General features: G+C 71.3%; 21 protein-coding genes. 16 read left to right on the top strand and 5 right to left on the bottom strand.

From position 1 onward, the window contains the following. Positions 1-7: 7 nt before the first annotated feature. Positions 8-1,105 (bottom strand): dual-specificity RNA methyltransferase RlmN, encoded by a 1,098-nt coding sequence (gene rlmN / locus KGD84_RS06160; RefSeq protein WP_220565139.1) that lies wholly within the window; start codon positions 1,103-1,105, stop codon positions 8-10. A gap of 193 nt (positions 1,106-1,298) precedes the next feature. Between rlmN and KGD84_RS06155 the strand changes: the two genes are divergently transcribed. Further along, on the top strand, positions 1,299-2,384 hold the full coding sequence (locus tag KGD84_RS06155) for a suppressor of fused domain protein (protein ID WP_220565138.1): 1,086 nt from the start codon (positions 1,299-1,301) through the stop codon (positions 2,382-2,384). Positions 2,385-2,454: 70 nt separating this feature from the next. Beyond that, a complete protein-coding gene (locus tag KGD84_RS06150) occupies positions 2,455-3,654 on the top strand; it encodes an MFS transporter (protein WP_220565567.1) in 1,200 nt (399 codons plus the stop codon). Here KGD84_RS06150 and KGD84_RS06145 read toward each other — a convergent pair. Next, on the bottom strand, positions 3,651-4,025 hold the full coding sequence (locus KGD84_RS06145) for a BlaI/MecI/CopY family transcriptional regulator (protein WP_220565136.1): 375 nt from the start codon (positions 4,023-4,025) through the stop codon (positions 3,651-3,653). The two genes, KGD84_RS06150 and KGD84_RS06145, sit on opposite strands and share 4 nt — an antisense overlap. Positions 4,026-4,668: 643 nt before the next feature. Between KGD84_RS06145 and KGD84_RS06140 the strand changes: the two genes are divergently transcribed. From KGD84_RS06140 to KGD84_RS06125, 4 genes are all read left to right on the top strand, one after another. Then, the gene (locus KGD84_RS06140) at positions 4,669-8,298 is read left to right on the top strand and encodes a multifunctional oxoglutarate decarboxylase/oxoglutarate dehydrogenase thiamine pyrophosphate-binding subunit/dihydrolipoyllysine-residue succinyltransferase subunit (RefSeq protein ID WP_220565135.1); all 3,630 of its coding nucleotides are present in this window, start codon (positions 4,669-4,671) and stop codon (positions 8,296-8,298) included. Positions 8,299-8,312: 14 nt separating this feature from the next. Next, positions 8,313-8,492, top strand: a complete 180-nt coding sequence (locus tag KGD84_RS06135; protein ID WP_220565134.1) for a DUF6104 family protein — start codon at positions 8,313-8,315, stop codon at positions 8,490-8,492. Positions 8,493-8,689: 197 nt separating this feature from the next. Further along, positions 8,690-9,541, top strand: coding sequence for a DUF4097 family beta strand repeat-containing protein (locus tag KGD84_RS06130; RefSeq protein ID WP_220565132.1), 852 nt, complete (start codon positions 8,690-8,692; stop codon positions 9,539-9,541). Next, the gene (locus KGD84_RS06125; protein ID WP_220565131.1) at positions 9,542-10,624 is read left to right on the top strand and encodes a PadR family transcriptional regulator; all 1,083 of its coding nucleotides are present in this window, start codon (positions 9,542-9,544) and stop codon (positions 10,622-10,624) included. It begins immediately after the preceding gene. A 79-nt stretch (positions 10,625-10,703) separates the two neighbouring features. Here KGD84_RS06125 and KGD84_RS06120 read toward each other — a convergent pair whose 3' ends face one another. Further along, a complete protein-coding gene (locus tag KGD84_RS06120) occupies positions 10,704-11,897 on the bottom strand; it encodes an NAD(P)-dependent malic enzyme (protein ID WP_220565130.1) in 1,194 nt (397 codons plus the stop codon). A 383-nt stretch (positions 11,898-12,280) separates the two neighbouring features. On the opposite strand from KGD84_RS06120, the gene KGD84_RS06115 reads away from it, so the two are divergent. The 7 genes from KGD84_RS06115 to KGD84_RS06085 all read left to right on the top strand — a co-directional run bounded on the left by KGD84_RS06115 (position 12,281) and on the right by KGD84_RS06085 (position 17,627). Continuing rightward, positions 12,281-13,201: an ABC transporter substrate-binding protein gene (locus KGD84_RS06115; protein ID WP_220565129.1), complete on the top strand. Its 921-nt coding sequence runs from the start codon at positions 12,281-12,283 to the stop codon at positions 13,199-13,201. Between the two features lie 42 nt (positions 13,202-13,243). Beyond that, complete coding sequence (locus tag KGD84_RS06110; protein ID WP_220565128.1) at positions 13,244-14,209, top strand: amino acid ABC transporter permease; 966 nt, start codon at positions 13,244-13,246, stop codon at positions 14,207-14,209. Continuing rightward, on the top strand, positions 14,209-15,024 hold the full coding sequence (locus tag KGD84_RS06105) for an amino acid ABC transporter ATP-binding protein (protein WP_255647080.1): 816 nt from the start codon (positions 14,209-14,211) through the stop codon (positions 15,022-15,024). The genes KGD84_RS06110 and KGD84_RS06105 overlap by 1 nt, the downstream gene beginning before the upstream one ends. Before the next feature lie 143 nt (positions 15,025-15,167). Next, complete coding sequence (locus tag KGD84_RS06100; RefSeq protein ID WP_220565565.1) at positions 15,168-15,722, top strand: class I SAM-dependent methyltransferase; 555 nt, start codon at positions 15,168-15,170, stop codon at positions 15,720-15,722. Between the two features lie 63 nt (positions 15,723-15,785). Beyond that, complete coding sequence (locus tag KGD84_RS06095) at positions 15,786-16,277, top strand: GNAT family N-acetyltransferase (protein WP_220565127.1); 492 nt, start codon at positions 15,786-15,788, stop codon at positions 16,275-16,277. A gap of 124 nt (positions 16,278-16,401) precedes the next feature. Continuing rightward, positions 16,402-16,827, top strand: a complete 426-nt coding sequence (locus KGD84_RS06090; RefSeq protein WP_073378345.1) for an ATP-binding protein — start codon at positions 16,402-16,404, stop codon at positions 16,825-16,827. A gap of 41 nt (positions 16,828-16,868) precedes the next feature. Then, a complete protein-coding gene (locus tag KGD84_RS06085) occupies positions 16,869-17,627 on the top strand; it encodes an RNA polymerase sigma factor SigF (RefSeq protein ID WP_073378881.1) in 759 nt (252 codons plus the stop codon). A gap of 20 nt (positions 17,628-17,647) precedes the next feature. On the opposite strand, the gene KGD84_RS06080 is transcribed toward KGD84_RS06085, so the two are convergent. Beyond that, entirely contained in the window at positions 17,648-18,061 is a 414-nt protein-coding gene (locus KGD84_RS06080) for a hypothetical protein (RefSeq protein WP_220565125.1), read from the bottom strand. A gap of 127 nt (positions 18,062-18,188) precedes the next feature. Between KGD84_RS06080 and KGD84_RS06075 the strand changes: the two genes are divergently transcribed. Then, on the top strand, positions 18,189-19,121 hold the full coding sequence (locus KGD84_RS06075; protein ID WP_220565123.1) for a diacylglycerol/lipid kinase family protein: 933 nt from the start codon (positions 18,189-18,191) through the stop codon (positions 19,119-19,121). 276 nt (positions 19,122-19,397) lie between these two features. Beyond that, complete coding sequence (locus KGD84_RS06070; RefSeq protein WP_220565121.1) at positions 19,398-19,655, top strand: WhiB family transcriptional regulator; 258 nt, start codon at positions 19,398-19,400, stop codon at positions 19,653-19,655. Positions 19,656-19,771: 116 nt separating this feature from the next. Here KGD84_RS06070 and KGD84_RS06065 read toward each other — a convergent pair whose 3' ends face one another. Beyond that, positions 19,772-21,322, bottom strand: a complete 1,551-nt coding sequence (locus KGD84_RS06065) for a sensor histidine kinase (RefSeq protein ID WP_220565120.1) — start codon at positions 21,320-21,322, stop codon at positions 19,772-19,774. A gap of 97 nt (positions 21,323-21,419) precedes the next feature. On the opposite strand from KGD84_RS06065, the gene KGD84_RS06060 reads away from it, so the two are divergent. After that, the gene (locus KGD84_RS06060; protein ID WP_073378335.1) at positions 21,420-22,160 is read left to right on the top strand and encodes a GntR family transcriptional regulator; all 741 of its coding nucleotides are present in this window, start codon (positions 21,420-21,422) and stop codon (positions 22,158-22,160) included. Positions 22,161-22,255: the final 95 nt, after the last annotated feature.

Genomic DNA, 22,255 nt, shown 5'->3' with positions numbered 1-22,255 from the left:
CCCCGGGTCAGCTCTCCGAGGCCGCGAGCTGGCCGCAGGCCCCGTCGATCTCCTGGCCGCGGGTGTCGCGCACGGTCACCGAGACGCCGTGGGACTGCAGGCGCCGGACGAACTCGCGCTCGTCCTCGGGGCGCGACGCGGTCCACTTGGACCCCGGGGTGGGGTTGAGCGGGATCAGGTTCACGTGCACCAGGTGGCCCTTGAGCAGCCTGCCGAGCAGGTCGGCCCGCCACGCCTGGTCGTTGACGTCCTTGATGAGCGCGTACTCGATGGAGACCCGGCGGCCGGTCGTCCCGGCGTAGCGCCAGGCGGCGTCGAGCACCTCGGCGACCTTCCAGCGGGTGTTGATCGGCACCAGCTCGTCGCGCAGCTCGTCGTCCGGGGCGTGCAGCGAGATCGCCAGGCGCACCTGCATCTTCTCGGCGGTGAGCTTGTCGATCGCCGGGACCAGGCCCACCGTGGACACGGTGACGCCGCGCTGGGAGATGCCCAGCCCGTCGGGCACCGGGTCGGTGATCCGGCGTACCGTCTCCAGGACGCGCTTGTAGTTGGCCATGGGCTCGCCCATGCCCATGAACACGATGTTGCTGATCCGCCCCGGTCCGCCGGCCACCTGGCCGCGGGCCAGGTCGCGGGCGCTGGCCACCACCTGCTCCACGATCTCGCCGGTGGACAGGTTGCGGGTGAGCCCCGCCTGCCCGGTGGCGCAGAACGGGCAGTTCATGCCGCAGCCCGCCTGTGAGGAGATGCACAGGGTGACGCGGTCCGGGTAGCGCATCAGCACCGACTCGAACAGCACCCCGTCGAACGCCTTCCACAGGGTCTTGCGGGTCATCCCGTCGTCGCAGGTGATGTGCTTGACGGGGGTGAGCAGGCGGGGCAGCAGGGCCTCGCCCAGCTTCTCCCGCGAGGAGGCGGGCAGGTCGGTCATGGCCGAGGTGTCCGACTCCAGACCGCCGAAGTAGTGCTTGGCGATCTGTTTGGCCCGGAAGGGCTTCTCCCCCAGCTCGGCGACGACCTCGGCCCGCTCCTGCGGGGTGAGGTCGGCCAGGTGCCGGGGAGGCTTGGCACGGCGCGGTGCGACGAAGGTGAGCTCGGCGGGCATAGAGAGTCCGTAAGGGTGGAGTCGATGGTCTCGGCCCGGCGCGGGACGGCAGCGGCTCGGGTCGTTATACGACCTATACGCGGCTGCGGATACGGCTCCGCCTGTCAGGGCACTACCGTCGATTCTACGCATTGCAGGGACGGGTCGGATCGGACCCGCGAAGGACGGCGGATCGGCACATGTGGGAGGGCCGGTGACAGGGATCGAGGTCCTGCTCGACGAGGTCAGCCCGTACCAGAGCCGTCGCGTCGTCGTCGAGTGCGACTCCCGGACCACGGCCGCCTACCTGCTGGACGCGCGCGGGCGCATCCGCGTCCCGGTGTGGCTGGCCAACCACGAGATCGCCCCCCGCGCCGCCGAGCCCGGCGACTCCTTCGAGGGGCGGGCCCCGCTGATGCCGGAGGGGCACACCAAGCACCCGCAGGGGCGCCCCCGGTTCGACCCCTCCTGTCTGCGCGCGGTGTGGTTCGAGGAGGGCGACGGGGTCGCGCTGGTCGACGAGGAGGGCCTGCTCGCGGTCATCCCCGGCTGGGCGGAGGCCGACAGCGGACTGCCCGGGTACGCCCGCGAGGCGATCGGGCGCAGCGCCTACGCCTGGGAGCTGGACCCGGTCAAGGGGCAGCTGTGGCCGCGGGTGGTGCACGCGGAGGCCTACTGGGACTGGCGGCGGGCCTCGGGCGCGTGGCGCAGCGTGCAGCGCACGGTGCTGGGACACCTCAACCGGACGGTGGGCGCGGCCGGCCACTACTGGGACGTGTCCGACGGCCACCCGCCGCTGCTGCGGGTGTCGGAGCGCCCGCCCTCCGAGGACCGGCCGTTCACGATCCTGTCGACCGTGGGCATGTGCGGGCAGCGGATGCCCACCCTGGACCGGTACATGGCCGACACCTCCAGGTACGCGCGGGTGGAGCTGGCGCTGGCCACCACCATGCCCGCGCACCACGCGGCGCGGATCTTCCGGTGGATCGGCGCCTTCCCGTGGCGGGCGGTGACCTGGTTCGGGACCGGGCACACGGTCAAGTGGCTGGACAACCCCGAGGACCGGGCGATGCGCCGGGGCGCGGGGGCGGTGCTGCTGCTGGAGGACCCCTCGCCCCTCGTGGCCGCCGCCGGGCACGCCCCGCCGGACACCGCGGGGCTGACCTTCCAGGGCGACCCGGTGCGGTGGCTGTGGATCGTGCCCATCACCCGCCCCGAGCACCTGTTCGCCAAGGAGCACGACAGCGCGACCCTCGTGGAGAAGCTGGCGGCGGAGGGCCGCAGCTGGATCCTGTCGTGAGCCCGGAGCCCCGGGAACGGGACGGGGCTTTGACGTGACGGCGACGGAGGACGCGGGGCGCGCGGCCGGGATGGGGGCGCCGCTGCGGCACGGCCCGTTCCGGGCGCTGGCCGCCGGGCGGCTGCTGATGTCCCTGGGCAACGGGCTCGCGAACGTGGCGCTGGCGTTCGCCGTGCTGGACGTGACCGGTTCCCTGGTCCAGGTGGGGCTGGTGGTGGGCGCGCGGTCCGTCGCCAACGTGCTCCTGCTGCTGCTCGGCGGGGTGATCGCCGACCGGCTCCCCCGCGCCCTGGTGCTGCGCGGCGGCTGCGCCCTGGCCGCCCTGTCCCAGGGGGCGCTGGGCGCGGCCCTGCTGACGGGGACGGCGTCGACGCCGCTGATGGTGGGGCTGAGCGTGCTCAACGGGGCCGCGGCCGCGGTGAACCTGCCCGCGTCCGCCGCGCTGGTCCCCCAGACGGTGCCGCCCGGGCTGCTGCGCCAGGCCAACGCGGTGGTCCGGCTGACCGGCAACGGCGCGATGGTGGCGGGGCTGTCCCTGGGCGGGGCCCTGGTGGCGTTCGTCGGCCCGGGGTGGTCGATCGCCGCCGACGCGGGACTGTACGCGCTGGCCTGCGGGGCGTTCGTGCTGCTGCGGCCGCCGGGCACGGAGGCCGGCACGGGGCGGGTGGGCGTGCTGCGCGACCTTGTGGAGGGGTGGCGCGAGTTCACCGCCCGCCCGTGGGTGTGGGTGGTGGTGGCGCAGTTCATGGTCACCAACGCCGCCTGGTCGGCCTCGGTGACGGTGCTGGGCCCGGCGATCGCCGACGCGTCCTTCGGCCGGGCGGCCTGGGGGCTGGTGGTGGCGGCCCAGAGCGCCGGGATGCTGGCGGGCGGGTTCCTGGCCGCGCGGTGGCTGCCGCGCCGCGCCCTGGCGTTCGGGGTGGCGCTGGTCGCCGTCCAGGCGGTCCCGCTGTACGCGCTGTCCCTGCCGGCGGCGCCCCTGGTGCTGGTCGCCGCCATGTTCGCGGCGGGCGTGGCCGTGGAGCAGTTCGAGGTGGCCTGGAACGTCTCGGTGCAGGAGAACGTCCCGGCCGACCGGCTGTCCCGGGTGTACTCCTACGACGCCCTGGGGTCGTTCGCCGCGATCCCGGTCGGGCAGGCGGCGATCGGGCCGGTGGCGGCGGCCGTGGGGCCGGAGCGGGCCCTGGCGGCGCTGGCCGCGCTGACGGTGGCGGCCTCCCTGGCGGCCCTGGCCGTGCCGGACGTGCGCCGCCTGCACAGACGGACCTAGCCGGCGGCGCCCCGGCTGAGGCGGACCTGGCTGAGCACCCGGTGGAAGGAGGCCACCTCCTCGTCGCTGAAGCGCTCGACGAGGCTGCGCAGGGTGGCCTGGGGCTCCGGGCAGGTGCCGAGGAACTCGTCCATGACCCGCGCGGTGTACTCGGCGCGGGTCTCCAGCGTCCAGTACACCCAGGCGCGGCCGCGCTTCTCCCGGTCGACCAGGCCCTTGTTGTACAGGATGCCCGCGACCGTCATGACGGTCGTGTACGCGATGTCCCGGTCGTAGACCATCGTCTCGTGGACGAGCCGTACGGGCAGCGGCTCCTCGGACCGCCACAGCGCGTCCATGATGGCGGCTTCCAGCTCCCCCAGTCCCCTCATGGGCCTCTCCCACCCCCGTGTGTCCGGTGTGCGCGTATCGCGATCCTGGCACGCGGGGCGCGTCGGCGCGGGAGAACTCCGAAGAGCGCACAGATCCGCGCAAGTTCGGCGCCGTTCACCGGCGTTTCGCGAGCCCGGAGGGCCGTCACCGAGGGAAACGCGCGACGGCCGGGCCCGGGTCCCACCGCTCCCGCTGGGAACGTCGGCGGCGGGACCCGGCCGTCCTGCCCGGCCGCTTGCACCTACTCCGACGGGGCCCGCCGGTACCGGGTTCCCCCGGAATCTCGATATCGAGAGTGGTACAGGACACACTGGGAGCGGCCGATAACGGCCAAGGGTTTCACATCTGAAAATCCCCTCAAAAGCCTACAAATCAGGCAGCGCGGGCACACTACGCTTGGTTACCGGCGCGTAGCGACAACGTGATTGTGAAAAAATGTTAGCTATCTCCTAGTTTCAACACGGCCCGCGTTCCCCGCCGGGAGGCCGGTACAAGTAGCCTGGTAACCGACGAGCGCCGGCCTGGTCAGACCGGTCTTCCGCCACGCGGTCGACCACCGTTCTTCCTTGAGCCGACCGAGCCGGCAGCCACCCGTCGTCCTACACATTCACGAGCGAGCTGCGGAAGTGGGCGATCTCCGCCGTGTCGTCTGAGGCGTCTCAACCCCTGACAGACTTTGGTCCCAACGAGTGGTTGGTCGAGGAGCTTTATCAGAAGTACTTGAACGACCCGAACTCGGTCGACAAGGCCTGGTGGAACTTCTTCGCGGACTACAAGCCCGCGGAGTCGGCCGGTGCGAAGAGCGGGGGGACCACCGCCGCGAAGGCGCAGGCCACGACCCCCGCCGCACCCAAGAAGCCCGCCGCGCCGGCCCCCGCCAAGGCGGCGGCCCCGAGCGCGGACGAGGCCCTCCGGGTCGACGAGGAGCGGCTGCGCGGCGCACCGGCGCGCACCGCCACCAACATGGAGTCGAGCCTGGCCATGCCGACCGCGACCAGTGTGCGCGCGGTACCGGTCAAGCTCCTCTTCGACAACCGGATCGTCATCAACAACCATCTCCGGCGCGGCCGCGGTGGGAAGGTCTCCTTCACCCACCTCATCGGCTACGCCATGGTCAAGGCCCTCGAGTCGATGCCGGAGATGAACCACTCCTACACGGAGATCGACGGCAAGCCCGGTGTCGCCAAGCCCAGGCACGTGAACTTCGGCCTGGCCATCGACCTGCAGAAGCCGGACGGTTCGCGCCAGCTCGTCGTGCCCTCCATCAAGAGGTCCGACGAGATGGACTTCATGGAGTTCTGGAGCGGCTACGAGGACCTGGTCCGCAAGGCCCGCACCAACAAGCTGGGCGTGCCGGACTTCCAGGGCACCACCATCAGCCTCACCAACCCCGGCGGCATCGGCACCGTGCACTCGGTCCCGCGCCTCATGCCGGGCCAGGGCACCATCCTGGGCGTCGGCGCCATGGAGTACCCGGCCGAGTTCCAGGGCGCCTCCGCGGACACGCTGGCCGAGCTGGGCATCAGCAAGGTCATGACGCTGACCTCCACCTACGACCACCGCATCATCCAGGGTGCGCAGTCGGGTGAGTTCCTGCGCCGGATCCACCAGCTGCTGCTGGGCGAGAACGGCTTCTACGACGAGATCTTCAACTCCCTGCGCATCCCCTACGAGCCGGTGCGCTGGGTGCAGGACATCCACGTCAACAAGGCCACCCAGCTCGACAAGACCACCCGGGTCCAGGAGCTGATCCACGCCTACCGCGTGCGCGGCCACCTCATGGCCGACACCAACCCGCTCGACCACGAGCAGCGCAAGCACCCGGACCTGGACGTGCTCCAGCACGGCCTGACCCTGTGGGACCTGGACCGCGAGTTCCCGACCGGGGGCTTCGGCGGCAAGCAGGTCATGAAGCTGCGCGACATCCTGGGCGTGCTGCGCGACACCTACTGCCGCACGGTGGGTATCGAGTACATGCACATCCAGAGCCCGGAGGAGCGGGAGTGGATCCAGTCGCACGTCGAGCGCGAGCACGAGAAGCTCGACCGTGACGAGCAGCTGCACATCCTGCACCGGCTCAACAGCGCCGAGGCGTTCGAGACCTTCCTGCAGACCAAGTACGTGGGCCAGAAGCGGTTCTCCCTGGAGGGCGGCGAGTCCCTCATCCCGCTGCTCGACGGCGTGATCTCCAAGGCCGCCAAGTCCGGTCTGGACGAGGCCGTCATCGGCATGGCCCACCGCGGCCGCCTCAATGTGCTGGCCAACATCTGCGGCAAGTCCTACGGGCAGATCTTCGGCGAGTTCGAGGGCAACCTCGACCCGCGCAGCGCGCACGGCTCCGGCGACGTCAAGTACCACCTGGGCACCGAGGGGGTCTTCCAGACCCGCGAGGGCGAGAAGATCGACATCTCCCTGGCGGCCAACCCGTCGCACCTGGAGACCGTCGACCCGGTCCTGGAGGGCATCGTCCGCGCCAAGCAGGACGTGCTCGACAAGGGCGCGCACGGCTTCACCGTGCTGCCGATCCTCATCCACGGCGACGCCGCGTTCGCCGGGCAGGGCGTGGTCGCCGAGACCCTCAACCTGTCCCAGCTGCGCGGGTACCGCACCGGCGGCACCGTCCACATCGTCGTGAACAACCAGGTGGGCTTCACCACCTCGCCGTCGGACAGCCGCTCCAGCGTGTACGCCACCGACGTGGCGCGGATGGTGCAGGCGCCGATCTTCCACGTCAACGGGGACGACCCCGAGGCCGTGGTCCGGGTCGCGCACCTGGCCTTCGCCTACCGCCAGGCGTTCAACAAGGACGTCGTCATCGACCTCGTCTGCTACCGGCGCCGCGGCCACAACGAGGGGGACAACCCCGAGTTCACCCAGCCGCTGATGTACAACGTCATCGACGCCAAGCGCTCCACCCGCAAGCTGTACACCGAGGCCCTCATCGGCCGCGGCGACATCACGGTGGAGGAGGCCGAGTCGGCGCTGCGCGACTACCAGTCCGAGCTGGAGCGGGCCTTCGTCGAGACCCGCGAGGCCGACAAGAAGCCGATCGAGCCGGGTGCCGTGGTCAAGCCCGAGGTCTTCACCGAGGGCCGCCTGGACCACTCCACCGTCGAGACCGCGATCAGCGACGAGGTCGTCAAGCGGGTCATCGACACCCAGGTGAACATGCCCGACGGCTTCACCCCGCACCCGCGGCTGGCTCCCCAGCTGACCCGCCGGGCCACGATGGTGGAGAACGACGCGGTGGACTGGGCGACCGGTGAGCTGCTCGCCTTCGGCGGGCTGCTGCTGGACGGGCACCCGATCCGCCTGATCGGCCAGGACAGCCGCCGCGGCACCTTCGGACAGCGCCACGCCGGCCTGGTGGACCGCGAGACCGGCGAGGCGTACACGCCGCTCAAGCAGTTCGACAACGGCACCGTGAAGTTCCACGTCCACGACTCGCTGCTGAGCGAGTACGCGGCGCTGGGCTTCGAGTACGGCTACTCGCTCACCCGCCCCGAGGCGCTGGTGATGTGGGAGGCGCAGTTCGGCGACTTCGTCAACGGCGCGCAGACCATCATCGACGAGTACATCAGCTCCGGCGAGCAGAAGTGGGGCCAGCGCTCCAGCGTCACCCTGCTGCTGCCGCACGGCTACGAGGGCCAGGGCCCGGACCACTCCTCGGCCCGGATCGAGCGGTTCCTCCAGCAGTGCGCGCAGGAGAACATGACCGTCGCGATGCCGACGACCCCGGCGAGCTACTTCCACCTGCTGCGCTGGCAGGCGAAGTCGCCGATCCAGCGTCCGCTGGTGGTCTTCACGCCCAAGTCGCTGCTGCGCCTGAAGGCCGCGACCTCCGCCGCCGCCGACTTCACCTCGGGGCACTTCCGGCCGCTCATCACGGACGACTCGATCGCTCCGGAGAAGGTGCGCCGCGTGGTGCTGTGCTCGGGCAAGATCTACTACGACCTGGACGCGGCGCGCCGCAAGAGCGGCGACAAGCACACCGCGATCATCCGGGCGGAGCGGCTCTACCCGCTGCCGATCGAGGAGATCCGGGAGCAGCTCAAGGCCTACCCGAACGCGGGCGAGGTCCTGTGGGTCCAGGAGGAGCCGGCGAACATGGGCCCGTGGCCGTTCGTCGCGCTGGTCTTCTCCGAGCAGCTCGACCGCCCGTTCACCCGGATCTCGCGTCCGGCGTCCTCCTCGCCCGCGGCCGGCTCGGCCAAGCGGCACGAGGCGGAGCAGCGCGCCCTGGTGGACACGGTCTTCCCGCCGGCGGACTAGCAGGGGCGTGCGCGTTGTACTACACGGATCGCGGAATCGAGGAGTTGGAGAAACGCCGCGGTGAGGAGGAGGTCAGCCTCGCCTGGCTCGCCGAGCAGCTGCGGACGTTCACCGACGTCCACCCCGAGTTCGAGACCCCGGTCGACCGGCTGGCCACCTGGCTGGCCCGGCTGGACGACGAGGACGAAGAGTAGGGCGCACCACCTGTGAAGGGGGCCCGGGAGAGATCCCGGGCCCCCTTCGCGCTGTCCGGCCCCGTCCCGGGAGGCGCCGCCCCCGGGGGGCCTCGGGGAGAACCCGGAGACACCCCCGGTAATCCGCGACATATCTTGAGTTCGCCGCACTCGCGACATATCGTGAAGGCATCGGAGCGAGCGAAAGGGTGCACACGATGGCACGTTGGACCATCGACAGGCCGACGACCCAGACCCTCGACGGCATCGTGGCCTTGCGGGTACGGATCCTCGGCGGCCAGGTCAACATTCTTCCCACCGACGACCCGGTCACCTTCGAGGTGACCGACATCGTCGGCGAGCCCCTCCTCGCCGTCCAGGAGGCGGGCATCCTCACCATCCACTACGAGGACCTCACCGGGTCCGGACTGCTGGAGCGGCTGCGCCCGGTCCAGCTGGGCGGCTACAAGCAGGTGCAGCGGCGCAGCGCCACCGTGAACCTGCGCGTCCCCCGGGACTGCCCGGTCGACGTCACCACCATGAGCGCGCCGATCGTCGTCGCCGGCGTGGGGTCGCGCACCAGGCTCAAGACCGCCTCGGGCGAGGTGACCCTGGACGGGGCGAGCGGCGAGACCGACATCAACACCGTCTCCGGCAACGCCTCCCTGCGTGACGTGTCCGGGGGCCTGTCCTTCAACAGCGTCAGCGGCCAGCTGGCCGTGGCGGGCGGGCGCGTCTCCTCCCTGAGCGCCAAGACCGTCTCCGGCTCCGTGCTGGCCGACACCGACGTGGCCCCGGCCGCCCGGGTCCGGATCAACACCGTCTCCGGCGAGGTCGCCCTGCGGGTGCCCGCGGACACCTCCGCCTCGGTGGAGATCCGCAACGCCAGCTCCGCGGTCGACTCCGACTTCGGCCTGGAGCGGAGCGGCGGGCGCGCCCGCACCGTTCTGAGCGGGCGCATCGGCAGCGGGGTGGACCCGGCGACCATCACCATCAACTCCGCGTCCAACCGGACCGCGCTGCTGCGGCGCGCGCCCGAGACCCCGGCCGCGATCCCCGAGGGGGCATGAATGAGCACTTTCTTCGGACACGGCAGACTCCGGCTCTACCTGCTCAAGCTGCTGGACGAGAGCCCCAGGCACGGATACGAGATCATCAGCCTGCTCCGGGACCGGTTCCTGGGCGTGTACTCCCCCTCCCCCGGCACCATCTACCCGCGGCTGGCGCGGCTGGAGGAGGAGGGGCTGGTCACCCACACCGAGGAGGGCGGCCGCAAGGTCTACAGCCTCACCGACAAGGGGCGCGAGGAGCTGCGGGCGCGCGAGCGCGACCTGGACGACCTGGAGCGGGAGATCACCGACTCGGTGCGCGACATCGCCCGGGCGGTCAAGCAGGACGTGCGGGAGACCATCAGCTCGCTGCGCGAGGAGCTCAAGTTCGCCGCGGGCGGCGCCCGCCGCCCCGCCGAGGAGGCTCCCGAGCCGGAGTCCGCGGCCGGGGAGGCCCCGAAGCAGGAGGAGCCGACCGCCGAGGCCCCCAAGGCCGAGGAGGAGCGGGACTCCCGGAAGCAGAGCGGTGAGAAGGCGAAGGCCGACCACTCCTGCGACGACGGCCAGCGCTGGTCGCGCGAGTGGGAGAAGTTCACCCAGGGCTTCGGCGCCTTCGGCGCGGTCTGGGGCAAGGGCGGTTCCGGCCGCACCCCCGACCTGGACCACGCCCTGCGCGACTTCAGCGAGCGGGTCCGCGACGTGGCCAGGGAGGCGGGCACGGTCGGCGAGGCCGCCCTGCACGACCTGCGCCGCATCCTGGACGACACCGTCGAGGTGATCCGCCGGGACGCGCGCACCTGGGGCCCGCCGCGCAAGGACTCCGCGGAGCCGGAGGCCGGGAAGGCCGACGGTCCCGGGGCGCCCGGGGCCGGGGCTCCCGCCGCCGAGCGGCCGGAGTCCGGGTCCCGGGAGCCCGAGGCGCCCGGCCCGGAGGCGGAGAAGCCGGGGGCCGGGGAGCCTGAGGCGGACAGGCCCGGGGAGCCGAAGGCCGAGGGTGCCGGGAAGGCCCCGGAGCCCGAGGAGCCCAAGGCCGCGCGGCCCATGCCGCCCTCCGGCGGCGACCCCTGGAGCCAGGTGGTCGACGACCCCGGCGACGACAGGTAGCCGCGACGGACCGAGCACAAGGGAAAGGGCCCGGAGGGGCGCCGCGGGGGCGCGCCTTCCGGGCCCTTCCCGTGTCCGGTCAGCGGCGGGCGACGCCGTCCTCGCGGGCCTGGGCGGCGACGGCGGCCGAGACCGCCGCGCCCACCCGCTCGTCGAAGGGACTCGGGATGATGTAGTCCGCCGACAGGTCGTCACCGACCAGCCCGGCCAGAGCCGTGGCGGCGGCCAGCTTCATGTTCTCGGTGATGTCGGTGGCGCGGGCCTCGAAGGCGCCCTTGAACACGCCCGGGAAGGCCAGGACGTTGTTGATCTGGTTGGGGAAGTCGCTGCGCCCGGTGGCGACCACCGCGGCGTACTTGCGGGCGACGTCCGGGTGGATCTCCGGGTTGGGGTTGGCCATCGCGAACACGATCGCGTCCTGGGCCATGGTCGCGACGACGGCCTCGGGGACCTCGCCGGCGGACAGGCCGATGAACACGTCGGCGCCGGCCAGGGCGCTCTCGATGGAGCCGCGCAGGCCGGCCTTGTTGCTGATCGCGGCCAGCTCCTGCTTGACGGGGGTCAGGCCCTCCCGCCCGTCGTAGATCATGCCCTTGGAGTCGGCCACGGCGATGTCGCCGATGCCGCCGTCGACGAGCATCTTGGTGACGGCGACCCCGGCTGCGCCCGCGCCCGAGACCACCGCGCGCAGGTCGCCCAGGGTGCGCCCGGTCAGGCGGGCGGCGTTGTGCAGGGCGGCGACGGTGACGATCGCGGTGCCGTGCTGGTCGTCGTGGAAGACGGGGATGTCCAGCCGCTCGCGCAGCCGCTTCTCGATCTCGAAGCAGCGGGGGGCGGAGATGTCCTCCAGGTTGATCCCGCCGAAGGACGGGGCCATCCGCACGACGGTCTCGACGATCTCGTCGACACCGGTGCAGGCCAGGGCGATGGGGACGGAGTCGACGCCGCCGAACTGCTTGAACAGCAGCGACTTGCCCTCCATGACGGGCAGGGACGCCTCGGGGCCGATGTCGCCCAGGCCCAGGACCGCGGTGCCGTCGGTGACCACGGCGACCAGGTTGCTCCGCCAGGTGTAGTCCTCCACCAGCTCGGGGGAGTCGGCGATCCCGTTGCAGACGCGGGCGACGCCCGGGGTGTAGGCGAGGGACAGGCCCTCGTGGTCGTGCACGTCGACGGTGGAGGTGATCTGGAGCTTGCCGCCGCGGTGCAGGGCGAACGCGGGGTCGTCGTCCAGGTTCGGATTCCGGGTACGCGAAGAAGAATCGCTGGTCATCGAAAACCCTTCAAGGTCTTACTGCCGCCCGCGTCGGCCATGACGGGGCGGATGGTGTCGGTGCGTACCGCGCGCGAAGCCGGTGTGCCGTGCTAGGGGAGCCCCCTCCGGCGCCGGTCGGCCATGACCGGTGGTGTCGCCGGAGAGGTCGTGCTTCGCCTGACTCCTATGCGAGTTCTGCGCGTACGCCTCACTACGGGGATGACCCGTTACGCAATCCTCTCACAACGGTGACCGCAGGAAAATCGCAGGGTCGGCACGATGGGACGGCACCGACGTATCCACATTTGCCACATATCGCACCGTATGTCGCTTTGGTTCGGGTGGAGGGGCCGCGAACCCGACTCCGACCAGGCACTTCGTGCTCCAGAAGGAGATTCACGATGGCCCTGCACAAGCCCCTGTCCGCGCCCTTCTCCGTCGGCGCCCTCGCCCTGGCCGGTGTCCTCGCCCTCAGCGCTTGCGGCGGCTCCGAGCCGGCCGAGGAGGAGGCCGCGACGCCGGAGGCGCCCGCCGTGGAGGTCGACGAGGAGCTCGCCGCCCTGGTCCCCGCCGACATCGCCGAGGCCGGTTCCGTGAAGATCGGTGTGGAGGCGTCCTACCCGCCCGGCGAGTTCCTGGACACCGACGGCGAGACCGTCCTGGGCTTCAACGTCGACCTGCTGGAGGCCGCCCTGGGCAAGCTCGGCCTGGAGGCCCAGTGGGAGCCCACCACCTTCGACTCCATCATCATCGGTGTCGACACCGGCACCTACGACCTGGGCTCCTCCTCCTTCACCGTGACCGCGGAGCGCATGGAGCAGGTCAACATGGTGTCCTACTTCTCCTCCGGCACCCAGTGGTTCGCCCAGGCGGGCAACCCGCAGGACGTCGACCCCGACAACGCCTGCGGCATGCGCATCGCGGTGCAGTCCGACACCACCCACGACGAGGACATCGAGGCCCGCAGCCAGGCCTGCGTGGACGCCGGCGAGGACCCCATCACCATCCAGAAGTTCGAGAACCAGCCGCTGGCCACCGAGACCGTGGTGTCCGGCGTCAACGACGCCTCCCTGGCCGACATGCCCACCGCGGCGTACGCCCTGGAGCAGACCGGTGAGGGCGTCCTGGAGTTCATCGGCGAGCAGTACGACGCCGCCCCCTACGGCATCCTCACCCACAAGGACGAGACCGAGCTGGCCGACGCCATCGCCGCCGCCTTCAACTCCATGATCGAGGACGGCACCTACGAGCAGGTCCTGGGCGAGTGGGGCGTGGAGGCCGGCGGCCTGGAGTCCGCCGAGGTGAACCCCGCCGCGGAGTAAGGGAAGCCCTCCCCCGTCCGTCACCGAGCGAAAGTCCGATCCTTGACCTCACCGACCGCACCGGTGGGCGGCCCGGAGCCGAGCAAGACCCCGGCTCCGGGCCGACCGGCCGAACCCATCACCGCCGTCCCCGTCCGCTACCCCGAACGGTGGGTCGCCGCCGGAGTCGTGCTGCTCCTGGCGTCGATGTTCGTGCACATGCTCTTCACGAACGACGCCTTCAACTGGCCGTTCATGGTGGAGCACATGTTCTCGGACCCCGTGGTCCGAGGCGTGTGGGTCACGATCAGCGCCACCGTCCTGTCGATGGTCATCGGCATCGCCCTGGGCATCGTGCTGGCCGTGATGCGGCTGTCCGGGAACCCGGTGCTGAGCACCGTCTCCTGGATCTACACCTGGTTCTTCCGGGGCGTGCCCCGCCTGGTCCTGGCCGTGCTCTTCGGCAACCTGGCGATCCTCTACCAGACCATCGAGCTGGGCCTGCCGTTCGACAACTACTGGATGGCCTGGCTCGGCCTCGAAGGCGACGCCCGCTTCTTCGAGATCGACACCCGCACCCTGCTGAGCGGCTACGTCGCCGGCCTGATGGCGCTGTCGCTCTCCGAGGGCGCCTACATGGCCGAGATCATCCGGGCGGGCCTGCAGTCGGTCGACAAGGGCCAGACCGAGGCCGCCCAGGCGCTGGGCATGAGCCGGGCCAAGGTCCTGCGGCGCATCACCCTGCCGCAGGCGATGCGGGTGGTCATCCCGCCCACCGGCAACGAGACCATCGCGATGCTCAAGGACACCGCGCTGCTGGCCTACGTCCCGGTGACGATCGAGCTGTTCTACCAGCTCCAGGCGATCGGCGCCCGGACCTACCAGATCTTCCCGATGCTGGTGGCGGCGTGCCTGTGGTACCTGGCCATCACCAGCGTCCTGATGATCGGCCAGTACTTCATCGAACGCCGCTTCAACCCCGGCCAGTACGGCGGCATCCGCAACCGCATCGTCGGAGGGGCGCACTGATGAGCGAGCAGAACGAGCCGGTCATCGAGACCGCCGAGGGGGCCGAGCTCCCCTCCGACGCCCTCGTGGTCGCCGAGAACGTGCACAAGAGCTTCGGCCGCCTGGAGGTGCTCAAGGGCATCGACCTCCAGGTCCGGCGGGGCGAGGTCATGTGCATCATCGGCCCCTCGGGGTCGGGCAAGTCGACCTTCCTGCGGTGCGTCAACCACTTGGAGAAGCTCACCGCCGGACGCCTGTGGGTCAACGGCGAGCTGATGGGCTACCGGCAGAAGCGCGGAAGGCTCTACGAGCTGCGCGAGACCGAGGTCGCCGCCCAGCGCAGCGACATCGGCATGGTGTTCCAGCGCTTCAACCTGTTCCCCCACCTGAGCGTGCTGGGCAACATCATCGAGGCGCCGGTGCAGGTCAAGCGCGTGCCCAAGGCCCAGGCCACGGCCAAGGCCATGGAGCTGCTGGAGCGCGTGGGCCTGCCCGACAAGGCCGCCGCCTACCCCGACCAGCTCTCCGGCGGCCAGCAGCAGCGCGTGGCGATCGCCCGCGCGCTGGCGATGGAGCCGTCGCTGATGCTGTTCGACGAGCCCACCAGCGCCCTGGACCCGGAGCTGGTCGGCGAGGTCCTGGACGTGATGCGGGACCTGGCCGAGAACGGCATGACCATGATGGTCGTCACACACGAGATGGGGTTCGCCCGCGAGGTCGGCGACTCCCTGGTGTTCATGGACGACGGCGTGGTCGTGGAGGCCGGCGCCCCCGCCGAGGTGCTGGGGAACCCGCAGCACGAGCGCACCCGGGCCTTCCTGTCCAAGGTGCTCTGAGCCGCGCTCCGGGCGGCCCGCTCCCTCCCCGGGGGCGGGTCGCCCCCTTTTTTGCGCCCTCTCCCGGAGAAACGCGCCGCCGCCCCTTGACCCGGGGCCCCGGGGGACACAGAGTCGGGGTGGTGAGCACAGCGGGCGAGGACATGAGCGTACGGCGGCCGTGGACGGGGCGCGGGGTGCCCTGGGAGGGCCCCGCCCTGCGGCGCACCCGGGAAATCCTGTGCGCGGGGGCGCGCGAGCGCACCCTGGAGATCGGTGTGGGCGACGGCGCCAACCTGCGGTACTACCCGCCCCAGGTGCGCCTGACCGCGATCGACCCGGACTCGGCGGCGTTGGCCGCGGCCCGCAAGCGCGCCGAGGAGCTGGGGCTGGTCGCCCGCTTCGCCGAGGGGGACGCCCGCGCGCTGGACTTCTCCGACGAGAGCTTCGAGACCGTGGTGTGCACGCTCGCCCTGAGCGCCATCGACGGCCAGGAGGAGGCGCTGCGGGAGATGTACCGGGTCCTGGTGCCGGGCGGGCGGCTGCTGGCCGCGGAGCGGATCGGCCACACGCGCTTCCCCGCGCGGCTGTGGGAGCGCCGCCGCGAGAGCCCCCGGCGGGCGCCGCGTGAGGTGGCCGCCGAGGCGGGCTTCCGGGTCGGCCACCACGACCGGCTGTTCTTCGGGACGGTCGAGCGGATGGTCGCCCACCGCCCCTGACACCCGCCGGTGTGCGCGTAGGCTGGAGGAGGCCCTGTCCCCTTCCGCGACCGAGGTGATCCGATGATCCGTACCGCCGTGCCCGACGACGTTCCGGAGATCGTCGCGATGATCCGGGAACTAGCCGAGTACGAGAAGGAGCCGGACGCCGCGGTCGCCACCGAGGACGACCTGCGCACGGCGCTCTTCGGCCCCGACCCCAAGGTGTTCTCGCACATCGCCGAGGCGCCCGGGCCGGACGGGACCCCCGCCACCGTCGGCTTCTCGGTGTGGTTCCTCAACTACTCCACCTGGACCGGCAGGCACGGGATCTACCTGGAGGACCTCTACGTGCGCCCGCACGCGCGCGGCGGCGGGCACGGGCTGGCGCTGCTGCGCACCCTGGCGCGCACCTGCGTGGAGCGCGGCTACACCCGTCTGGAGTGGTCCGTGCTCGACTGGAACGAGCCGTCCATCCGCTTCTACGAGGCGCTCGGGTCGCGCCCCATGAGCGAGTGGACGGTCCGCCGCCTGGACGGCGAAGCCCTGGCCTCTCTGGGCTCCCAGAGCCCCTGATCACGACCGATCGTCTCGCGTTCGACCCGATCACGCGGACACGGTCCGTTCTCCCTGCGTCAGTGGCAGGGTGAAACGAGATACATTGCATTCAAGCGGCAACCTCGCCCCCCGAAGGAGGGACGTGACCGAAGAAACCGCTGTGCCCATGGCCGACGCCACCGGTGTACGCGACGCTGTCACCGTCAACATGCCCGCGGACAGCGCATACCTGTCCGTCCTGCGCACGGCGACGGCGGGCCTGGCCGCCCGGCTCGACTTCACCCTCGACGAGATCGAGGACCTGAGGATCGGTGTCGACGAGGCCTGCGCCATGCTCCTCTCCCAGGCGCTGCCCGGCACGGAACTGACCACAGAGTTCGAGCTCGCCGCGGACGGGATGCGCATCTCCGTCTCGGTGATCACCGCCGACGGCCGGCTCCCCGCGCGCGACACCTTCGCCTGGACGGTGCTGTCCGCCCTGGCCGGGGAGGTCGACGCCGAGGTCGGCCCCGACGACCGTGTCTCCATCGTCCTGTACAAACGCCGTGGCACCTTGGAGCCGGCGTGAGCGAAAGGGGGCCCGCTCTGACCGCGAAGACCGAGCACGCGGTGCCCGACCGGGCGCGCGCGAGAGCGCTGTTCGAACGCCTCAACGAACTCGACGCCGATTCGGAGGAACGGCGCAGGATCCGTGACGAGCTCGTGGAGCTCCACCTGCCACTGGTGGAGTACCTGGCCCGCCGGTTCCGCAACAGGGGGGAATGGCTGGACGACCTCACCCAGGTCGCCACGATCGGGCTGATCAAGTCGATCGACCGGTTCGACCTGGAGCGGGGGGTGGAGTTCTCCACCTACGCCACGCCCACCATCGTCGGTGAGATCAAGCGCCACTTCCGGGACAAGGGGTGGGCCGTCCGGGTCCCCCGGCGCCTCCAGGAGCTGAAGCTCTCGCTGACCAAGGCGGTCAGCGACCTGTCGCAGCGCGAGGGGCGCTCGCCGACGGTCGCCGAGCTGGCGGCGCACCTGCAGATGACCGAGGAGGAGGTGCTGGAGGGCCTGGAGTCCGCCAACGCCTACTCGACGGTGTCGCTGGACGCGCCGGACAGCGGCGACGAGGACGCGCCCGCGGTGGCCGACTCGCTGGGGATCGTGGACGAGTCCCTCGAGGGCGTGGAGTACCGGGAGTCGCTCAAGCCCCTCCTGGAGCAGCTGCCTCCCCGGGAGAAGCGCATCCTGCTGCTGCGGTTCTTCGGGAACATGACCCAGTCGCAGATCGCCCAGGAGCTCGGCATCTCGCAGATGCACGTGTCGCGCCTGCTGGCCCGCACCCTGGCCCAGCTGCGGCAGGCCCTGACCACCGACGACTGACGCGCGCCGACGGCCGCGGCTCACCGATCCTTCTTCTCGCCCCATTCGCCGGGGAAGAGGGCCGCGGTCGTCGGAGGCGAGAGCACCGCCGCCGAGGCGGCCACCGCCACGGCCGCCAGCACGCCGCCGATCAGGTACTGGCCGCTGGTGAACATGTAGTACGCCACCACGCCGAGGAAGAGCTGCGTGACGAAGACCGGCGTGCGCGCCCAGTCCTTGAGCCGCCACAGGCCCTGGGCGATGAAGACCAGCAGCGCCGCCACCCCCAGCCCGATGACGGTGAGCGGCAGGGCGCTGTCCAGCTCGCCGGTGCGGCCGGTGACCGCGGTGAACATGCTGTAGAGCCCGCCGATGCCGGCGGCCAGCCCGACGAGCGCCTCCAGCGCTGCTGCGACGACGACGGTGAACGGGCGGGAAGAGACCTCGGAAGACACCCTCCGAGGTTATCCCCGCCCCGGCCGGACCCGCTCCCGCCCCGCCCTCCCGCGGTCCGGGGCGCGTCCGGCGGGCGCGGCGCTCCCGGACCGCGGCACGCGCCCCGTATGGCCCTACACTGGCCGTGTGCGCGCCCTTTTCATCGTGAACCCCCAGGCGACCACGACCACGTCGCGGACCCGCGAGGTGATCCTGGGCGCCCTGGCGTCGGAGCTGGACGTCACCGTCGCCGAGACCGAGTACCGCGACCACGCGGTCGAGCTGGCCCGCGGCGCTGCCGGGGCCGGGTACGAACTGGTGCTGAGCCTGGGCGGGGACGGCACCGTCAACGAGGTCGTCAACGGCCTGCTGGCCACTCCCCCGGAGCTGAAGCGGCCGCGCTACGCGGTGATCCCCGGCGGCAGCGCCAACGTCTTCATCCGCGCGCTGGGGGTGTCCGGCGACCCCGTGGAGGCCACGGGGGCGATCCTGGAGGCGCTGCGGGCGGGCCGGGAGCGCGAGATCAACCTGGGGCGGATCACCAGCGACCGGGACGACCGCTACTTCACCTTCTGCGCCGGGTTCGGCTGGGACGCGGACGTGGTCCAGCGGGTGGAGCACGAGAGGTCGAACGGGCGCAAGGCGACCCCGGCGCTGTACGCGGAGGTCGCGGTCAAGCTGTTCTTCGGCGGCGATATCCGCGATCCCTCACTGGCGGTACAGACCGGCGACGGCGGGGCGAAGGACGTCTATTTCGCCCTCGTCACGAACACCACTCCGTGGACTTACGCGGGTGCGCTGCCGCTCCAGCCCACGCCCTCCTCCCGTTTCGAGCTGGGGCTGGACGCATTCGCGCTCACCCAGGCCGGGCACCCGCTCACGGGGTGGATCCTTTCGCAGATGTTCTTCCCCAAAGGGCTCGCCGCCCGCGGCGACGGCTATCTGACCTGGCACGATCAGGAGTCTCTGCGGATCACGTCATCCCATCCGCGGGCGTTCCAAATCGACGGCGAGTACCTCGGAGAGCGGGAAGAGGTCAACTTCCATTCCGTACCGAAGGCATTACGAATCGTCTGTTAATTGTCGGCTCCGTCGCCATTCAACGGCACTGTGACGCATGCGACATGCCCTTACGGGACCTTTGACCCCGAGAGCTCTTGCACGCCGGGGACGGGCCTGCCACGCTCGACATATCGCCGCGAGTTACGGGCGAGTTAATTGGGGCGCTTCCCACGTGGCCGCGGGGTGAACCCGGGGCCGGACTCCACCGATGGGACCCATCCATCGGGCGCCCGCCGTGCAGTGTTCGTGAAAATCTTCACAAGCCCCCGGACCTCGACATGAGGAGTGGACCGCATGGACTGGCGCCATGACGCAGCCTGCCGTGACGAAGACCCCGAACTCTTCTTCCCCATCGGCAATTTCGGCCCGGCCCTGATGCAGATCGAAGAGGCCAAGGCCGTGTGCCACCGCTGTCCCGTCAGCTCCGCCTGCCTGAACTGGGCTCTGGAGAGCGGCCAGGACGGCGGTGTCTGGGGAGGGACCAGCGAGGACGAGCGCCGCCTGATCAAGAAGCGGCGGGGCATCTCCCACCGTTCGATGGTACGCGGCTGATCCCCGGCGCCCGCACCGCCCCCCGGCCAACGGCCGGAGGCGGCCCCGGTCCCCGCCCGGCGCAGCGGGGACGCCCGCGCCCCTTTCCGGCCTCCGCCCGGCACGGCTCCCGCCGGTCAGGGCAGTGACGCCTCCTCCCGGTCCAGCGGCAGGGTGATCGCCACCTCGGTCCCGCCGCCCTCCTTGGGCCTGATGGCCAGGGTCCCCCCGAGCTCCCCCACGATGAGGGTCCGCACGATCTGCAGTCCCAGGCTCGTGGTGCCCTCCAGGTCGAAGTCCTCCGGCAGCCCCCCGCCGTCGTCGGACACGGCCAGTTCCAGGCTTCCCGCGCCCGTGTACCCCGGCCCGCCCTCGAACCGGAGCACCCGCACCTCGATCGACCCGGGCCCCTGGCCCAGCCCGTGTTCCACGGCGTTCTGCACCAGCTCCGCCAGCACCATCGACAGCGGTGTGGCCACCAGCGCGTTGAGCAGGCCGAACCCGCCCACCCGGCGCGGCACCACGGTGCTGCCGGCGGACGTGGAGGAGACCTCCGCCGCCATCTGGATGACCCGGTCGGCGATGTCGTCGAAGTCCACGACCTCGTCGGGGGTGTGCGACAGCATCTCGTGGACGATCGCGATGGAGCCGACCCGGCCCACCGCCTCGTCCAGGGCCGCCCGCGCCTCGGGCACGTCGAGCCTCCGCGCCTGGAGCCGCAGCAGGGCCGCCACCGTCTGGAGGTTGTTCTTGACCCGGTGGTGGATCTCGCGGATGGTGGCGTCCTTGGTCATCAGCTCGCGCTCGCGGCGGCGCAGGTCGGTGACGTCGCGGACCATCACCAGGGCGCCGATGCGCACCCGGTCGATGATGAGCGGGATCGCGCGCAGCTGCACGGTGACCCCGCGCGCCTCCACCTCCGCCTCCTGGGGCGCCCGGCCGCCCGCCGTGTAGGTGAGGTTCTCGTCGCGGGCCTCCCCCGGCGCCGCCAGCTCCAGGGTGATGCGGTCCAGGCGCGCGCCCACCAGGTCGGCGGTGAGCCCCAGCCGCCGGTAGGCCGACAGGGCGTTGGGGCTGGCGTAGACGACCTCGCCGTTCTGGTCCAGGCGCAGCAGGCCGTCCCCGACGCGCGGCGAGCGCACCATGAGCGGGCCCTGGTCGATGAAGGGGAACACGCCCTCGGCGATCATCTGCGCCAGGTCGCCGGCGCTCTGGAGGTAGGTGAGCTCCAGGCGGCTGGGGGTGCGGGCGGAGCTGAGGTTGGTACTGCGCTGGATGACGGCGATGAGGTTGCCCTCCCGCCGCACCGGAATGGTCTCCTCGCGCACCGGGACCCCGCCCGACCAGTCCGGGTCGCCGTCGCGGCAGATACGGCCCTCGCTCCAGGCGCGGTCGATGAGGGCCCTGCGGCCCACGACCCGGGGCGCGGTACGCGATGTGACGTCCGTCATATCGTCGTAGAGGACGGTCTCCACCAGATCGTCCTGGAACGCGGTGGGACCGGTGGTGGGGCGCATCTGCGCGATGGCCACCCAGCCGTCGTCCTCGCGCAACCGCACCCACAGCACCAGGTCTGCGAAGGAGAGGTCGGCCAGCAGCTGCCAATCGGAGACGAGGGAGTGGATCCATTCGAGATCGGCCTGCTTGAGCGACGTGTGTCGCCTGATGAGATCACTGAGGTGAGGCACTCACAAATCATCCCATGGAGGAGTGCATACTCAAGAGGTACGCGCTCGACCAGTGGTCCACACCAATTCGGGCGCGGCCGAACGCACGAGGAGAGTGATGACCGGTCAGGGCACACTGGACGGCAACCCCCGGGTGCCGAAGTACTACCAGGTGAAGAAGCAGCTCCTGGAACTGATCGAGGCGATGCCGGCGGGCAACCCGGTGCCCCCGGAGCGGGCCCTGGCCACCCAGTTCGGGACCTCGCGCACCACGGTGCGCCAGGCCCTCACCGAGATGGTCGTGGAGGGGCGGCTGCTGCGCATCCAGGGCAAGGGCACGTTCGTGGCCAAGCCCAAGGTCGCCCAGGTGCTCCAGCTGACCAGCTACACCCAGGAGATGCGCTCGCACGGCCTGCACCCGGCCACCCGCATCCTCGACGTGAGCTACATCAACGCCGACGACCAGCTCGCCGAGCTGCTGGCGATCCGCTCCGGCGGCCGGGTGCTGCGCATCGAGCGGCTCCGGCTGGCCAACGGCGAGCCGATGGCCGTGGAGACCGCACACCTGGCGGCCCGGCGCTTCCCCGGCCTGCGCCGGCAGCTGGACCGCTACGCCTCGCTGTACGAGGCGCTGGCGAGCGCCTACGACGTCTCGCTGGCCGAGGCGGAGGCGTCCATCGAGACCGTGCTGGCGACCCCCAACGAGGCCCGGCTGCTCGGCGTGGACGTGGGCCTGCCGCTGGTGCTGCACTGCCAGCACAGCTTCGACCGGGACGGGCACCCGGTGGAGTGGGTGCGCTCGCTGTACCGGGGCGACCGCTACAAGTTCGTCACGCGCCTGCGCCCCCCGACCGACTGACACCCCGGCCGACGGCCCCTCTCCCCGCGCGGTGCCTCCCCGCGCCCCCTCCGTACGAGCGCGGCGTGCGGGACCCGGACCGCGCCCGGGTCCCG

Origin of the sequence: Nocardiopsis changdeensis (genome assembly GCF_018316655.1) — a bacterium.
Taxonomy (GTDB): Bacteria; Actinomycetota; Actinomycetes; order Streptosporangiales; family Streptosporangiaceae; genus Nocardiopsis; species Nocardiopsis changdeensis.
This window is presented reverse-complemented; position numbering and strand designations above follow the sequence as displayed.

Excerpts from the sequence above, each read along its gene's own strand:
- rlmN (WP_220565139.1), bottom strand. The coding sequence starts at position 1,105 with ATGCCCGCCGAGCTCACCTTCGTCGCACCGCGCCGTGCCAAGCCTCCC.
- KGD84_RS06150 (WP_220565567.1), top strand. The coding sequence starts at position 2,455 with ATGGGGGCGCCGCTGCGGCACGGCCCGTTCCGGGCGCTGGCCGCCGGG.
- KGD84_RS06145 (WP_220565136.1), bottom strand. The coding sequence starts at position 4,025 with ATGAGGGGACTGGGGGAGCTGGAAGCCGCCATCATGGACGCGCTGTGG.
- KGD84_RS06130 (WP_220565132.1), top strand. The coding sequence starts at position 8,690 with ATGGCACGTTGGACCATCGACAGGCCGACGACCCAGACCCTCGACGGC.
- KGD84_RS06125 (WP_220565131.1), top strand. The coding sequence starts at position 9,542 with ATGAGCACTTTCTTCGGACACGGCAGACTCCGGCTCTACCTGCTCAAG.
- KGD84_RS06120 (WP_220565130.1), bottom strand. The coding sequence starts at position 11,897 with ATGACCAGCGATTCTTCTTCGCGTACCCGGAATCCGAACCTGGACGAC.
- KGD84_RS06115 (WP_220565129.1), top strand. The coding sequence starts at position 12,281 with ATGGCCCTGCACAAGCCCCTGTCCGCGCCCTTCTCCGTCGGCGCCCTC.
- KGD84_RS06105 (WP_255647080.1), top strand. The coding sequence starts at position 14,209 with ATGAGCGAGCAGAACGAGCCGGTCATCGAGACCGCCGAGGGGGCCGAG.
- KGD84_RS06100 (WP_220565565.1), top strand. The coding sequence starts at position 15,168 with ATGAGCGTACGGCGGCCGTGGACGGGGCGCGGGGTGCCCTGGGAGGGC.
- KGD84_RS06095 (WP_220565127.1), top strand. The coding sequence starts at position 15,786 with ATGATCCGTACCGCCGTGCCCGACGACGTTCCGGAGATCGTCGCGATG.
- KGD84_RS06070 (WP_220565121.1), top strand. The coding sequence starts at position 19,398 with ATGGACTGGCGCCATGACGCAGCCTGCCGTGACGAAGACCCCGAACTC.
- KGD84_RS06060 (WP_073378335.1), top strand. The coding sequence starts at position 21,420 with ATGACCGGTCAGGGCACACTGGACGGCAACCCCCGGGTGCCGAAGTAC.